General features: G+C 64.2%; 15 protein-coding genes and 1 tRNA gene. 10 read left to right on the plus strand and 6 right to left on the minus strand.

Annotated features, from left to right (window positions below):
* Nucleotides 1–14: 14 nt before the first annotated feature.
* The 5 genes from C5F53_RS09935 (at nt 15) to C5F53_RS09955 (ending at nt 2,995) form a co-directional block, all read left to right on the plus strand.
* Nucleotides 15–91, plus strand: a tRNA-Gln gene (locus C5F53_RS09935).
* A gap of 77 nt (nt 92–168) precedes the next feature.
* A complete protein-coding gene (locus C5F53_RS09940) occupies nt 169–1,140 on the plus strand; it encodes a ribose-phosphate pyrophosphokinase (RefSeq protein WP_105261220.1) in 972 nt (323 codons plus the stop codon).
* A gap of 104 nt (nt 1,141–1,244) precedes the next feature.
* On the plus strand, nt 1,245–1,874 hold the full coding sequence (locus tag C5F53_RS09945) for a 50S ribosomal protein L25/general stress protein Ctc (RefSeq protein WP_105261221.1): 630 nt from the start codon (nt 1,245–1,247) through the stop codon (nt 1,872–1,874).
* 91 nt (nt 1,875–1,965) lie between these two features.
* Nucleotides 1,966–2,610: an aminoacyl-tRNA hydrolase gene (pth, locus tag C5F53_RS09950; protein ID WP_105261222.1), complete on the plus strand. Its 645-nt coding sequence runs from the start codon at nt 1,966–1,968 to the stop codon at nt 2,608–2,610.
* A gap of 4 nt (nt 2,611–2,614) precedes the next feature.
* Nucleotides 2,615–2,995 carry a hypothetical protein gene (locus tag C5F53_RS09955; RefSeq protein WP_146097333.1) on the plus strand — a complete coding sequence of 127 codons (381 nt, stop codon included), beginning with the start codon at nt 2,615–2,617 and terminating at the stop codon, nt 2,993–2,995.
* 45 nt (nt 2,996–3,040) lie between these two features.
* Here C5F53_RS09955 and C5F53_RS09960 read toward each other — a convergent pair whose 3' ends face one another.
* Genes C5F53_RS09960 through rsmD form a run of 4 tightly spaced genes read right to left on the minus strand, consistent with a single transcriptional unit; the run spans nt 3,041 to nt 4,958 of the window.
* Nucleotides 3,041–3,322: a YfhL family 4Fe-4S dicluster ferredoxin gene (locus C5F53_RS09960; RefSeq protein ID WP_105261224.1), complete on the minus strand. Its 282-nt coding sequence runs from the start codon at nt 3,320–3,322 to the stop codon at nt 3,041–3,043.
* A 41-nt stretch (nt 3,323–3,363) separates the two neighbouring features.
* Entirely contained in the window at nt 3,364–3,807 is a 444-nt protein-coding gene (locus C5F53_RS09965) for a universal stress protein (RefSeq protein WP_105261225.1), read from the minus strand.
* A gap of 18 nt (nt 3,808–3,825) precedes the next feature.
* On the minus strand, nt 3,826–4,314 hold the full coding sequence (gene coaD / locus C5F53_RS09970; RefSeq protein WP_105261226.1) for a pantetheine-phosphate adenylyltransferase: 489 nt from the start codon (nt 4,312–4,314) through the stop codon (nt 3,826–3,828).
* 26 nt (nt 4,315–4,340) lie between these two features.
* Nucleotides 4,341–4,958 carry a 16S rRNA (guanine(966)-N(2))-methyltransferase RsmD gene (gene rsmD, locus C5F53_RS09975; RefSeq protein ID WP_105261227.1) on the minus strand — a complete coding sequence of 206 codons (618 nt, stop codon included), beginning with the start codon at nt 4,956–4,958 and terminating at the stop codon, nt 4,341–4,343.
* Nucleotides 4,959–5,059: 101 nt separating this feature from the next.
* Between rsmD and C5F53_RS09980 the strand changes: the two genes are divergently transcribed.
* Nucleotides 5,060–5,758 carry a GGDEF domain-containing protein gene (locus tag C5F53_RS09980; protein WP_161499917.1) on the plus strand — a complete coding sequence of 233 codons (699 nt, stop codon included), beginning with the start codon at nt 5,060–5,062 and terminating at the stop codon, nt 5,756–5,758.
* A gap of 106 nt (nt 5,759–5,864) precedes the next feature.
* On the opposite strand, the gene C5F53_RS09985 is transcribed toward C5F53_RS09980, so the two are convergent.
* Nucleotides 5,865–7,205, minus strand: coding sequence for a pitrilysin family protein (locus C5F53_RS09985; RefSeq protein WP_105261229.1), 1,341 nt, complete (start codon nt 7,203–7,205; stop codon nt 5,865–5,867).
* A 16-nt stretch (nt 7,206–7,221) separates the two neighbouring features.
* On the minus strand, nt 7,222–8,658 hold the full coding sequence (locus C5F53_RS09990; protein WP_105261230.1) for a pitrilysin family protein: 1,437 nt from the start codon (nt 8,656–8,658) through the stop codon (nt 7,222–7,224).
* 29 nt (nt 8,659–8,687) lie between these two features.
* Here C5F53_RS09990 and ftsY point away from each other — a divergent pair, with 29 nt between their 5' ends.
* The 4 genes from ftsY (at nt 8,688) to C5F53_RS10010 (ending at nt 13,717) form a co-directional block, all read left to right on the plus strand.
* The gene (gene ftsY, locus C5F53_RS09995) at nt 8,688–9,800 is read left to right on the plus strand and encodes a signal recognition particle-docking protein FtsY (RefSeq protein WP_105261231.1); all 1,113 of its coding nucleotides are present in this window, start codon (nt 8,688–8,690) and stop codon (nt 9,798–9,800) included.
* Nucleotides 9,801–9,860: 60 nt separating this feature from the next.
* On the plus strand, nt 9,861–11,060 hold the full coding sequence (locus tag C5F53_RS10000) for an ABC transporter substrate-binding protein (protein ID WP_105261232.1): 1,200 nt from the start codon (nt 9,861–9,863) through the stop codon (nt 11,058–11,060).
* A 15-nt stretch (nt 11,061–11,075) separates the two neighbouring features.
* A complete protein-coding gene (locus C5F53_RS10005) occupies nt 11,076–12,533 on the plus strand; it encodes a cache domain-containing protein (RefSeq protein ID WP_146097334.1) in 1,458 nt (485 codons plus the stop codon).
* Between the two features lie 71 nt (nt 12,534–12,604).
* Nucleotides 12,605–13,717, plus strand: a complete 1,113-nt coding sequence (locus C5F53_RS10010) for an SMP-30/gluconolactonase/LRE family protein (protein WP_105261234.1) — start codon at nt 12,605–12,607, stop codon at nt 13,715–13,717.
* Nucleotides 13,718–13,793: the final 76 nt, after the last annotated feature.

Raw genomic sequence — 13,793 nt, forward strand, 5'->3', positions numbered from 1 at the left:
CTGTCAACCTGTGTAGGGGAGTCGCCAAGTTGGTTAAGGCACTGGATTTTGATTCCAGCATGCGAAGGTTCGAATCCTTCTTCCCCTGCCAAATTGCTGTTCGGGACACATCCCGCTTCAGCATGCGCATAGTGACGACATAAACCCAATCTCTTCGCTGGATCCCACATGCAGGCATTCACTCCCCCTGATTTCATGGTTTTCACTGGCAATGCCAATCCTGGTATGGCCGCTGACATTGCAAAACACCTGGGCATTTCCCTGGGTGCCGCCACTGTCGGTCGTTTCTCCGATGGTGAAGTCACCGTCGAGATCAACCAGAACGTGCGGGCACGTGATGTGTTTGTGGTGCAAAGCACCTGCGCGCCCACCAACGAAAACCTGATGGAACTGCTGATCATGGTGGATGCACTCAAACGTGCGTCGGCCGAACGTATCAGCGCCGTGATTCCCTATTTTGGTTATGCGCGCCAAGACCGCCGCCCCCGCTCCAGCCGTGTGCCCATCACCGCCAAGGTGGTGGCCAACATGCTGCAGACCGTGGGCGTGGCCCGCGTGTTGACCATGGACTTGCATGCCGACCAGATCCAGGGCTTTTTTGACATCCCGGTGGACAACATTTATGCGTCCCCCGTGCTGTTGGGCGATCTGCGCCAGAAAAACTACGAAGATCTGATCGTGGTCTCGCCCGACGTGGGCGGTGTGGTGCGTGCCCGTGCGCTGGCCAAGCAGCTGAACTGCGATTTGGCCATCATCGACAAGCGCCGCCCCAAGGCCAACGTGTCCGAAGTGATGCACGTGATCGGTGAGATCGAAGGCCGCAACTGCGTGATCATGGACGACATGATTGACACCGCCGGCACGCTGGTGAAAGCCGCTGAAGTGCTGAAAGCGCGGGGTGCCAAGAAGGTGTACGCGTACTGCACACACCCCATCTTCTCCGGCCCGGCCATTGAACGTATTTCCAGCGGCGACGCGCTGGACGAGGTGGTGGTGACCAACACCATTCCTTTGAGCGCTGCCGCCGCGCAGTGCACCAAGATTCGCCAACTGTCCGTGGCACCGCTGATTGGAGACACCATCCAGCGCATCGCCCGCGGAGAGTCGGTCATGAGTTTGTTCTCGGATCAAGACGCTTAAGTCGGATCGGGGCAAAAAGCCGACGCCGCTGACCCACCGGGTTGGCAGGCGTCTTTTTAAATCGGAGTCACACTGGTCGCGGTGGACTCTCACTGGAGTTAGATATGAAATTTGTCGCTTTTGAGCGCGCTAAGCAGGGCACGGGTGCGAGCCGCCGTCTCCGCATTACTGGCCGTACCCCCGGCATCGTTTACGGCGGTTCCGCCGAGCCATTGTTGGTCGAACTGGACCACAACGCTCTGTGGCACGCCCTGAAGAAGGAAGCCTTCCACGCCTCCATCCTGGACATGGAACTGGCTGGCAAGGAAAGCAAGGTTCTGCTGCGCAACGTGCAGATGCACCCCTTCAAGCAATTGATCCTGCACATCGACTTCCAACGCGTGGAAGCCAACACCAAGCTGAGCATGAAGGTGCCTTTGCACTTCAACGGCGAAGAAAACTCGCCTGCCGTGAAGGTAGACGCTTGTTTGGTCAACCACGTGGTGACCGACCTGGAAGTGGCTTGCCTGCCTGCCGACCTGCCCGAGTTCATCGCGGTGGACCTGTCCGGTCTGGTGAAGGGCAAGTCCCTGCACGCTGCTGACCTGACCATGCCCAAGGGCGTGACAGTGGTGACCCATGGCAAGGCCAACCCCGTGATCGTGGCCGTGGTGGCCCCAGTGGAAGAAGTGGCTGCACCCGTTGCCGCTGCACCCGCTGCTGACGCCAAGGGCAAGGGCAAAGGCAAGAAGTAATTCTGCCTTGCGCTAGTTCGCTGCAAACGGCCCACCTCGGTGGGCCGTTTGCTTTTGTGTTGCATGCTTTTTGTAAGCCATAATTTTCCCGATGATCAAACTGTTTGTTGGCTTGGGCAACCCCGGCCCCGAATACGACGCCACCCGTCACAACGCAGGCTTTTGGTGGGTGGATGCGCTGGCGCGTGAGCTCAAGGTCAACCTGTCCATGGACCGGGGTTACCACGGCCTCATGGCGCGCACCACGGTACAGGGCCACACGGTGTGGCTGCTGGAACCGCAGACTTTCATGAACCTCTCGGGCAAGTCGGTCGGGGCGCTGGCACGTTTCTTCAAAATCCAGCCCGATGAAATTTTGGTGGCGCACGACGAGCTGGACATAGTTCCCGGCGAAGTGAAACTCAAGTTTGGCGGCAGCCACGCGGGCCACAATGGCCTGCGTGACATCCATGCCCAGCTCGGCACCGGGGACTACTGGCGCCTGCGTCTGGGTGTGGGCCACCCCGGTGTGAAGTCGGAGGTGGTGCACTGGGTGCTGAAGAAACCGTCGCTGGACCACCGCATTGCGATTGACCAGTGCATCGACCGCTCCATGAAGGCCCTGCCCCATTTGCTGGCCGGCGAGATGGACAAGGCCACCATGCTGATCCACACCAGCAAACCACCACGGCCCAAGCCTCCCCGGCCACCCGCCGATGCCCCGGCAACCGTGCCGACCATACCCTCTGTGGAGTAAACCTATGACCGTTTCGCTCAAGTTCGCTCTTATTTTGATAGCTGCTTGCGCAGTACCTACGGGGGCTATGACCCAAAAAGTCTATAAATGTGGCAGCAGCTACAGCCAGATTCCGTGCCCGGATGGCGTGGCGGTAGAAGCAAGCGATACCCGCACCAGCGCACAAAAAACCGCGGCCAACCAGACCAGCAAGAGCCAGGCGAAACAGGCCCAGGTGCTGGAAAAGGAACGGCTAAAAGACGAAGCCCAAGCCCGGGCCGCCGGCCAGGCGCTGGCCAAAGCCCACAGCAAAAAGGACCCCACCGACAGCAAACCCGCCGCCAAGAAGAAAAGTAAAGAGCCCGAGTACTTCACCGCCAAACCGGTGCCAGCGCCCAAAAACTAAGGCCGCAACAGCGGCCTTGGGTTGGGGAAACATCGCCTCGCAGTGTCAGGTAGACGGTGTTGGCGCCACGGCTGCACTGCCCTGGGTTTGCAGGCGGCGGTACTTCTGCCACAGCGTTTCCTTGTCTTCCACAAACGCCGGGTTCACAGGAATACACGACACGGGGCAGACCTGCACACACTGCGGCTCGTCAAAATGCCCCACACACTCGGTGCACTTGTGCGGGTCGATTTCATAAATCTGCTCGCCCAGGTAAATCGCCTCGTTCGGGCACTCGGGCTCGCACACATCGCAGTTGATGCATTCGTCGGTAATTAACAGTGCCACGGCAGTTCACGCTCCATGGCCTGATTATCGCCGCAGGCCCTTCAAAGCCCTTCTTCGTCCGCGGGTTTGACGATCACCACCGGTACCAAACTGGCGTGCAGCACCTCGTTGGAGACCGAGCCCAGCATGGCGCTGCGCAGGGCATTGGCACCCCGCGCGCCCATGACCACCATGTCGCAGCCAAAACGCTCCGAAATATCGATCAGCGTGTGTGCCGGGTCACCCTTGGCCACCTCGCACTCGTAGTCCACCCCGGCCGCATCCAGCAAGGCTTGGGCAGGCTGCAGCGCATGCAGGCCAGCCTCGGCACTCACTTGGTCAATCACATCCGGGTCGTGGGCCACCAGCATCTCGTACAGGCTGGCCGGCTCCTGCACATTGGCCAGCACGGCGGTCAGGGCCAGCCCGTCTTGCCGCATACGCAGCGCCAGGCGCACGGCTTCCATGGACAACTCCGAACCATCTACCGGTAACAGAACTTTCATGGCGACCTCCTTGCGGTGTCAGGTGGGCAATTTGTCCATCAGGCGGGCATGGACCACGGGGGCCACAAAGGCGGTGACATCACCCTTCAATGTGGCGATCTCACGCACCAGCGTACTCGAGATGAACTGATAACGCGAGTCCGGCGTGAGAAACACCGTTTCCACCTCGGGCGCCAGCGCCTTGTTCATGCCCGCGAGCTGGGCTTCGTAGTCAAAGTCGGTTACCGAACGCACGCCGCGCACCATGGCCTTGGCCCCATGGGCCACCGCAAAATCGCGCACCAGGCCGGTAAAACTTTCCACCTGCACGTTGTCCAGCGGCGCGAACACGTCGCGCACCATCTCCAGCCGCTCGTCCAGCGTGAACATCGTCTTCTTGTGGTGGGCCGCCGCCACCGCCACGATGACCGTGCCAAACAGGCGCGCCGAGCGGCGGATCAGGTCTTGGTGGCCCATGGTGATGGGGTCGAAGGTGCCGGGGAACACAGCGATCACGGAATTGGGCATGGGCGCTCCAGACAGGTAAGCAGAAATTATGCGGCGCTACGCTTGAGCAGGTGGGCATGCACCGCACCCGCCTTGAGGTGCCGGTGCACGGTGAGCCCCACGGCGGTCAGCAGTTCGTCGGTGTAGGCGATGGGCGCCTCCAGGTAGACCCAGCCCTCGGGCGCCAGCGCGCGGGCACAGGCGCCCAGCGCGGGTTCAAACAACGGTGCGTCAAACGGCGGGTCGATAAAAATCACATCCAGGCTGCCGGGGGCGGCCTGGCGAATGGCCGACACGCCGTCGCCGCGCACCACGTGCACCGCGCTGGCCTGCAGCTGCGTCTGGGTCTTCTTGAGCTGGTCCGCCAACGCGCTGTCGTACTCCACCAGTTGCACCTCTTGCGCACCGCGGGAGGCGGCTTCAAAGCCCAACGCGCCGGTGCCGGCAAAAGCATCCAGGCAGCGCAGGCCGCTCAGGTCTTGGCCCAGCCAGTTGAAGACGGTTTCGCGCACCCGGTCGGGTGTGGGACGCAGGCCGGGTTTGTCGGCCACTTTGAGTTTGGTGCGCTTCCACAGCCCGCCAATGATGCGGATCTCGTGGGTCTGGACGGCGCGGGGCCGGGGGGGACGCTTGGCAGCGTTCGGTTTCGGGGCTTTGGCTTTCATACAAGCAGCTTACCGCATGGGCCTGCGAAGGGCCGCCCGACATGTTTGGTAACAAATTACCTAGTACAAACCCTAGGTCACCCCCGCAAAATGGACGGCCGATGAAGTCTCTGCTCACCCATTTCCGCTTCGAAGCCCTGGCCCTGCTGATTGCGGCCCTGTGTCTGGTGGTTTCGCCATATGCGGCGCTGCCGCCGCTGGCCGCGGTGGTGCTGCGTTTGGGCTTGCGGCTGCGCAAGGCGCTGGGCCAACAGGCCGTGCTGCAGCGCGAAATGGCCACCCTGGAGCGCAGTACCCAGCACCTCAAAGCCCAGGCTTTCACCGACAACCTCACCGGCCTGGCCAACCGCCTGCTGCTGGCAGACCGGTTTCAGCTCACGCTGGAGCGCTCCAAACGCAACCGGGTGGAATTTGCGCTGCTGATGGTGGACCTCAATGGCTTCAAGATCATCAACGACCACTATGGCCATGCCGCAGGCGACATCGTGTTGCGCACCGTGGCCCGGCGGCTGCTCTCGGCGGTGCGCGCCTCCGACACGGTGGCGCGCATAGGCGGCGACGAATTTGTGCTGCTGATCGAGTCGTTTGAAGACCCCGATGAGCTGGTGCACATCGGCCGCAAGCTGATTGCCACCATCTCCGAGGACATCACCCTACCCAGCGGCAGCACCGTGAATGTGGGCGCCAGCGTGGGTTTTGGCCTGTTCCCGCGCCATGGCGCAGGGCTGGACGACCTGCTGCAAACCGCCGACCAGGGCATGTACGACTGCAAGGCCTCCGGGCTGATGGAGCTGCGCTAGAGTTCGCTACCCCCACGCTCCGCCGCTGCGCGGGTCGCTGCCCCCCGAGGGGGCTAATTTCCCTTGGGGCGGCCCGGCGGGAAATTGCCCTCCATCCTCCTAGCCCCTAAGGAGCCCCCAGCACCACCGTGGCCAAGGTGTCAGGTTGCACCTTGCGTGCAAACGCCGCGCGCACGTCGGCCACCGAAAGCGCCTGCACGCGCTGCGTCCAGGTGTCTAGGTAGTCCAGTGACAGGCCGTTCCAGGCGATGTTGGCCACGTTGTCCAGCAGCTTTTTGTTGCTGTCCAAGCGCAGGGCAAAACCGCCGATGAGGTTGTCCTTGGCGGCCTGCAGTTCCTTCTCGGTCGGACCCTGCTCCACAAACTTGGCCAGCACCTCGCGCACCAGGCCCAGGGCCTGGTCGGCCTGGTCGGGCCGCGTCTGCAGACCAATGGTGAAGGCCCCCGCATGCAGTCCAGGCGCAAAGTAGCTGTACACACTGTAGGTCAGACCGCGCTTCTCGCGCACCTCTTCGGTCAGGCGCGCGGTAAACCCACCACCGCCCAGGATGTGGTTGCCCACGGTGAGTGCAAAGAAGTCGGGGTCGTTACGCTTGTAGCCAGGCTGGCCCAGCAGCACCTGGGCCTGGGCCGAGGCAAAGGCAATGCGCTGTTCAGACGCGGCGCTGAGCGCCTGCACCTCGGGCACTACAGGCTGCGGTGTGCATGCGTTCTGGGGCAGGCGTGCCAGCAGGCGCGTCACCAGCACATCGGCCTGCGCGCGGGTCAACGCCCCCACGATGCTCACCTTCGCATCACAGGCCCGCACCGCGCTGGCGTGCAGGGTGCGCAGGTCTTGCACACTGGTACGCAGCAGGCTCTCTTCGGTCATCTCCCTGCCGTAGGGGTGGCTGCCATACACCGCACGGCTGAAGGCGCGTGCCGCCAGCGTGGCGGGGCGGGTGTTGGCCTCCTTGAGGCTGGCAATCAGCTTGGGCCGGTCGCGCAGCCAGGGCGCTTCGGGGAAAGACGGCTCGCCCAACTGGCGCGCCGCCAGCACTACGGCCTTGTCCAGCAGGTCGGGGTAAGTCAGGCTGCGCAGGCCAAAACTCATGCGGTCGCTGCCCGCGCTGCCGCCAAAGGCCGCGCCCAGGTCGGCCCAAGCCTCGCTGAGCTGGTGTTCGTCCAGTGCGGGCTCGGTGGCCGTGGCGCGCACGCCGTTGGACGTGCTGGAGGCCATCAGGCTGGCCAGCCCCGGCTTGTCGGCCGGATCACGGCGGCCACCCGCGTCTAGGTCGATCTGCACGTCCACCATGGGGATGGCCGGGCTCTCCACTAGGTAGACACGCACGCCGCTGGGCTGCGTCCACTGCTGGATAGGAATGCCCGCCCAGGCAAAATTTATACAAAACAGGGCTGTAGCCCCCGTAAATACTGCGCGAGCAGCTACTGATTTGATAGTGATCATGGCGTGAATCTGGTGCTTAGTGGCGCGAACCGGCCGTGGGCTGGCGGGGTTTGCGGGTCTTGTCCACGGGCTGGGGCAAGAGTGTGGCCACGGTCAGGGCGTCGTCGCCAAAGTACTTGGCAGCCACTGCTTGCACCTGGGCGGCGGTGACGGTGCGCAGGCGCTCCAGCAGGCGCTGGTCGCTGCCCAGCGGGTAACCGTTGATCCAACCCACCCCCAGCGCGCGGGCCTGGTTAAACACGCTGTCCTGCTTGTACACCTCGCCTGCCACCCAGCGGTTCTTCACCCGGGTCAATTCGGCCTCGGTCACACCGTCTTGGGCCACCCGCGCCACCTGGGCACGCAGGGCTTGCTCCACCTCGGTCGCGGTCTTGCCAGCGGCGGGCACACCGTACAGCGTGAAGAGCTGCGGGCCACGGGCGGTGAGGCCGTAGTAGGCGCCCGCACTGTCGGCGACGGGGTTAGCGTCCAACGTCAGCGCGCGGGGCAAGCGGGCACCGTCAAACCCGCTCAGCACCGCCGACAGCACCGTCAGGGCCAAGCTGTCATCGATGGCAGGCCCCGCGTCGGCCAGGGCCGCGGGCGTAAGGCCCGGCACCTTGAAAGCCAGCGCCACATAGGCCTGCTCTGCCGGGGCCTTGAAGTCCATGCGGCGCAGGCCCCCTTGCTCGGGCTCCTCGCGCGGCTTGCGGGGCGGCACGGCGCGGGTGGGCAGGCTACCGTAGTACTTGTCGGCCAGGGCACGCACCTGGGCCACGTCCACATCCCCGGCCACCACCACGGCCGCATTGGCGGGCGTGTACCAGCGCTGGTAGAAGTCGCGCGCGTCTTGCGCAGTCAGCGCGTCCAAGTCACTCATCCAGCCCACGATGGGGCGGCGGTAGGGGTGTGCCAGGTAGATCTGGGCGGTCATGGCCTCGTGCAGGCGGGCGTGGGGGTTGTCGTCGGTGCGCAGGCGGCGTTCTTCCTTCACCACCTCCAGCTCCTTGGCAAACACCGCGTCGCTCCACTGGTTGTGGGCAAAGCGGTCGGCCTCCAGGCGCATCACGTCTTCGAGCTTGCCCGACGGAATCTGCTGGTAGTAGCCCGTGTAGTCCTTGCTGGTGAAGGCGTTCTCACGCCCACCCAGGGCGGCCACCTGGCGCGAGAAGTCGCCCGCTTTCACCGTGGGCGTGCCCTTGAACATCATGTGCTCCAGCACATGGGCCACGCCGCTGGTGCCGTCCACCTCGTCCATGGAGCCCACGCGCACCCACAGCATGTGCACCGCAGTGGGGGCGCGCCGGTCGGGTTTCACGATCAGCACCATGCCGTTTTTCAGCGTGAACTGCTGGGCCTCGGCAGGCGGTGCGGCCTGGGTGCGGAGGGGGAGCGTGAGGGAGAGAAGCGCGAGCGCCAGGGGCAGACTGCAGGCAGCCACGCGCCGCCCCAGCCTGTGGAATGGGTGTTTCATAGAATGCTGTGATTCTAAGAACGCCCCACATGTTCAGTTTTTTCAAGAAAAAATTCTCTTCCTCCCCCGCGCCCACTCCCAACGAGGTGCCCAGTGCGCCCGTGGCCGAGGTGCCGCCAGCGGCCCCCACCGCAGCGCCCGCCCCCGTTTCTACGCCCAGCAGCCCCTTGCCCGCAGGTTCGCTGATTGGTAGCGCGCTGGTCGCGCCCATCGAGATTCCCCTGCCCAGCGCCACCCCGCCCGAGCGGCAAAAGTGGCTGGACAAACTCAAGGCGGGCTTGGGCAAAACGGCCAGCAGCATCTCGGGTGTGTTTGGCGGCAGCCAAATTGACGAAGCGCTGTACGAAGACCTGGAAGGCGCGCTGCTGATGGCGGACGCCGGTGTGGCGGCTACCGAGCACCTGACCAGCGCGCTGCGCAAAAAGGTCAAGGCCAGTGGCGTGACACACCCCATTGCACTGAAAAACATCCTGATCGCCGAGCTGACCGAGCTGCTGCAGCCGCTGCAAAAACCGCTGGTGATTGGCCAACACACACCCACCGTCATCATGGTGGCGGGCGTCAACGGTGCGGGCAAAACCACCAGCATTGGCAAACTCACCAAACACCTGGCCGACAGCAACGCCAGCGTGCTGCTGGCCGCGGCCGACACCTTCCGCGCCGCGGCGCGCGAACAGCTCACCGTCTGGGCCGACCGCAACACAGTGGAGATCGTGAGCCAGGAGGGCGGCGACCCCGCTGCCGTGAGTTTTGACGCGGTCACCGCCGGCAAGGCGCGCAAGAAAGATGTGGTGCTCATCGACACTGCAGGCCGCCTGCCCACACAGTTGCACCTGATGGAAGAGCTGAAAAAAATCAAACGCGTGATCGCCAAGGCCGACGCCACCGCTCCGCACGAAGTGCTGCTGGTGATTGACGGCAACACGGGCCAAAACGCCGTGGCGCAGGTCAAAGCCTTTGACGACGCACTGGGCCTGACCGGCCTCATCGTCACCAAACTGGACGGCACCGCCAAGGGTGGCGTGCTGGCGGCCATTGCGCGCGAGCGGCCGATTCCCGTGTACTTCATCGGCGTGGGTGAAAAACTCGACGAGCTGGAAACCTTCAACGCGCGCGAGTTTGCGCAAGCCCTGCTGGCCTGAGCCTGTCAGTAAGAAACGCACCGCCACGCCCGACCAACCGTTTTCACTCACGCACGCACCATGACACACACCCTTTCCCGCCGCAATGTCCTGGCCCTGTCGGGCGCCACCCTGGCCACCCCTGCCTTTGCCCAAAACACAGCCGCCTGGAGCGCCATCGAGGCCAAGGCCAAAGGCCAGACCGTGTACTTCAACGCCTGGGGCGGCGCAGAGAACATCAACGCCTACATCCGGTGGGCGGCGACCGAGGTGGAAAAGCGGTTTGGCGTGAAGGTGGAACACGTCAAGGTGACGGACACTGCCGATGTGGTGAAACGGGTGCGCAACGAAAAAGCCGCCGGCAAACTGGCCGGCACGGTGGACCTGGTGTGGATCAACGGCGAGAACTTTTTGGCGATGAAACGCGAGGGCCTGCTGTTCGGCCCCTTTGCCGAACGCCTGCCCGCGTATGCCAAGGTGGACGTGCAGGGCAAGCCCACCACACGCATCGATTTCTCCGAACCCGTGGACGGCATGGAAGCGCCCTGGGGCATGGCCCAGCTCACTTTCATGGCGGACCGCAAACGCACGCCCCTGCCCCCCCAGAACCTGGCCGAGCTGCAAACCTTTGCCAAGGCCCACCCTGGCCGCGTGACCTACCCGCGCCCGCCCAACTTCCACGGCACCACCTTCGTCAAACAGTTGCTGGTGGACGTGAATGCCAACCGGGACGCCCTCTACAAACCGGTCACCCCCGAAGCCTTTGCCAAAGCCACCGCGCCGCTGTGGGCTGCGCTGGACCAACTGCACCCCCACCTGTGGCGTGCGGGCAAGCAGTTTCCGCAAAACGCCGAAGCGATGCGCCAGATGCTGGCCGATGGTGAGTTGCACTTGGCACTGACCTTCAACCCCAACGATGCTGCCAACGAAATCGCCGCCAAGCGGCTTCCTGACAGCGTGACAAGCTATCAATTCAGTAGTGGGACGATTGGCAACACCCACTTTGTGGCCATTCCCGTCAACGCGTCTGCACCCGAAGGCGCGCAGGTGTTTGCCAACTTCCTGCTGGGCGCCGAGGCCCAGGCCCGCAAGGCCGACATCGCCCTCTGGGGCGACCCCACCGTGCTGGCGCTGGACAAACTCAGCCCCGCCGAGCGCGCCCGATTCGCGGCCAAACCCTTGCCCGGCCAGGTGGAGAAAAGCGCACCGGCCATTCCCGAACCGCACGGCAGCTGGGTCGATCCGTTGGAGAAGGAATGGACCCGGCGCTACGGCGCTTAGTCCACAATGGCGGGCATGTCTGACACTGTTCCGCACACCGAGGCGCCGGCTCCGTCGGCACGGCATATCCATCGCCAACACGCGACCGCACTGGCGATCGTGATGGCCGTTTTCACTGTGGCCCTGCTGGCTTACGGCTGGAGCGTGTACGCACGCCAGCGCGCCGCCCTGTGGTGGGGCCTCAGCAGCCAGGGCGAACAAATCCAGCTGGCCCTGAACGACACCCTGGACGTGGCACGCAGCCATGTAAGTGGCATGCGCCAGTCCACCGAGCGCAACCTGCGCCAGCCCCTGCTGGCCGACACCAGCCTGGTGGACCGCCTGGAGCGGCGCAACCTGGCCCCGCTGCGCGACGCCCCCTGGGACCGCCTGCCACAAGACTTGGTGAAAGAAGTGGGTGCCGTACACGTAGACCCCGGCGCCGACGCCACCGCCTACCGCCGTGGTGTGGAGGCCCCACTGGGCGCACTGGCCCAGGTGGCGGCATCCCACAGTCAGCACCAGCGCCTGCAATGGAGCTATTTTTACGACGCGCAAAAGCAGTGGCGCTGGGTCTACCCCGCCCAATCGCGCGAAGACCTGCTCACCGCCACCGGCCAGGCCGACATGGCAGGCGCATTGGCCACGCTGTGGGACGCCGGTGGCACCACACCGCTGGACGCAGCCGGCCCCACCCGCAACCCGCAAAAAGAACTGGTGTGGACCGCCGCCCACACCGACCCGCTGAAGAAAACCGCCGTGGTGTCGGTGCTGGCCCCGGTGTACAGCGCAGAACGTTATGCAGGCGTAGTGGGGGCTGACCTGACGCTGGACGCACTAAGCGCCGTGTTGCTGCAACGCGCCCTGCCCATGGGCCAGGCCTGGGTGGTCAACAGCCAGGGCCAGGTGCTGGCCAGCAGCGAAGCCAAGCCCAGCGCCCTGCCCGCAGGCCCCTATGTGCCAGACGCGGGCTGGCTGCGTTTTGCCCTGCGCGGCACCGACTGGAGCCTGCTGGTGCACGCACCCGGCAGCGTGGTCACCCGTAAAACACTGGCCCAGATGGTGCCCATGCTGGCCACCGGCGTGGCCGGCCTGCTGGCGCTGCTGGTGGCCTGCCTCTGGCTGAGCCGACGCTTCACACAACCCGCCCTGCAACTGGCCGAGTACGTGCAGCAAACCGAGGGCCCCAGCATCAAACGCCCGCCGCCAGTGCCCGCCCTGTGGAAGCCCTGGTTTGACCGCGTAGCCCGCCTGGCGCTGCAGCGGCGCGACCAGGTGATGGGCGCCCACCAGCGCACCACGCAGCTGGAAAACCAGGCCGCCCAGCACATCGTCGACCTGCGCAACACCGCCGCCGAACACGAAGCCCAACTGGCCTTGCGCGCCGGGGAGCTGCGCAGCGCCTACGCCCAGCTCAGTGCCGCGCTGGCCGATGCGCAAGCTGCGCAAGGCGCCAGCAAAAAACCCACGCGCCCCAACCCGCTGCCCGAGTAAGGCGTCGCGCGGGTGCCAGGGTCGGACGGCTTATCCACTCAAAATAGCCGCTCCAACCCGGGAGACACACCATGAAAAAAATCGCGCTTTTTGTCCTAACGCTACTGGCCATGGCCGCCCTGTACCTGTTGGCCTGGCCCGTACCCATCAGCCCCGTGGTGTGGGATGCCCCCGCAGCGCCCGGGTACACCGGTCCACACGCCACCAACACCAAACTGGCCAATCTACAGATGATTGACCTGAAGGGCGAGGTGGGCCCCGAGCACATCCAGTTCGGACCCGACGGCAAGCTCTACACCACTGTGGCCAGCGGCAACATCCTGCGCATGAACGCCGACGGCAGCGAGCAACAAGTGTTTGCCAACACTGGCGGGCGCGTGCTGGGCTTTGACTTTGACGCGAAGGGCAACCTGATTGCGGCCGATGCGATGAAGGGCCTGCTGTCCATCGCCCCCGATGCCAAAGTCACCATGCTGACCGAGCGCGTGAATGGCGACCCGATTCGTTATGCTGACGCCGTGGTGGTGGCCAAAAACGGCAAGATGTACATGAGTGACGCGTCAAGCCGCTTTGCGCCCAAAGACTGGGGCGGCACCTTTGAGGCCAGCGTGCTCGACATCCTGGAACAAGCCAGCACCGGCCGCATCCTCGAATTCGACCCCGCCACTAAAACCACGCGCGTGGTGGCCAGTGGCATCAGTTTTGCCAATGGCGTAGCGCTGAGCCAAGACGAACAAACCCTGTTTGTGAACGAAACCGGCAAGTACCGTGTTTGGAAAATTGCCGTAACCGCTAACCACCTGGACATCAGCACCCTGGCCCGCCAGCCCAGTGCCCAGGCCAGCGTGCTGCTGGACAACTTGCCCGGCTACCCCGACAACCTGATGCGAGGCCTGAACGGCAAGATCTGGCTGGGCCTGGCCAAACCCCGCAACCCCACAATCGACAAGCTCGCGCAAAAGCCTTGGCTGCGCAGCCTCACGCTGCGCCTGCCACGCACCCTGTGGCCCATTCCCAAGGCCTATGGCCACGTGATGGCCTTCACTGAAGACGGCAAGGTGGTGGCCGACCTGCAGGACCCCACTGGCGCTTACCCCGAGACCACGGCCATCACCGAGACCAAAGACCGGCTGTATGTGCAAAGCCTGCATGCGCACGGGCTGGGCTGGCTGGCGGTCAAATAGTGTAGGGCGTGCGAAGAATTGCGCAGACTCACCCGTTCGAGGGATGGGCAAACCCAAACTACACACATAAACTCCT

This window comes from Rhodoferax sp. TS-BS-61-7 (assembly GCF_002943465.1).
Lineage (GTDB): Bacteria > Pseudomonadota > Gammaproteobacteria > Burkholderiales > Burkholderiaceae_C > Allorhodoferax.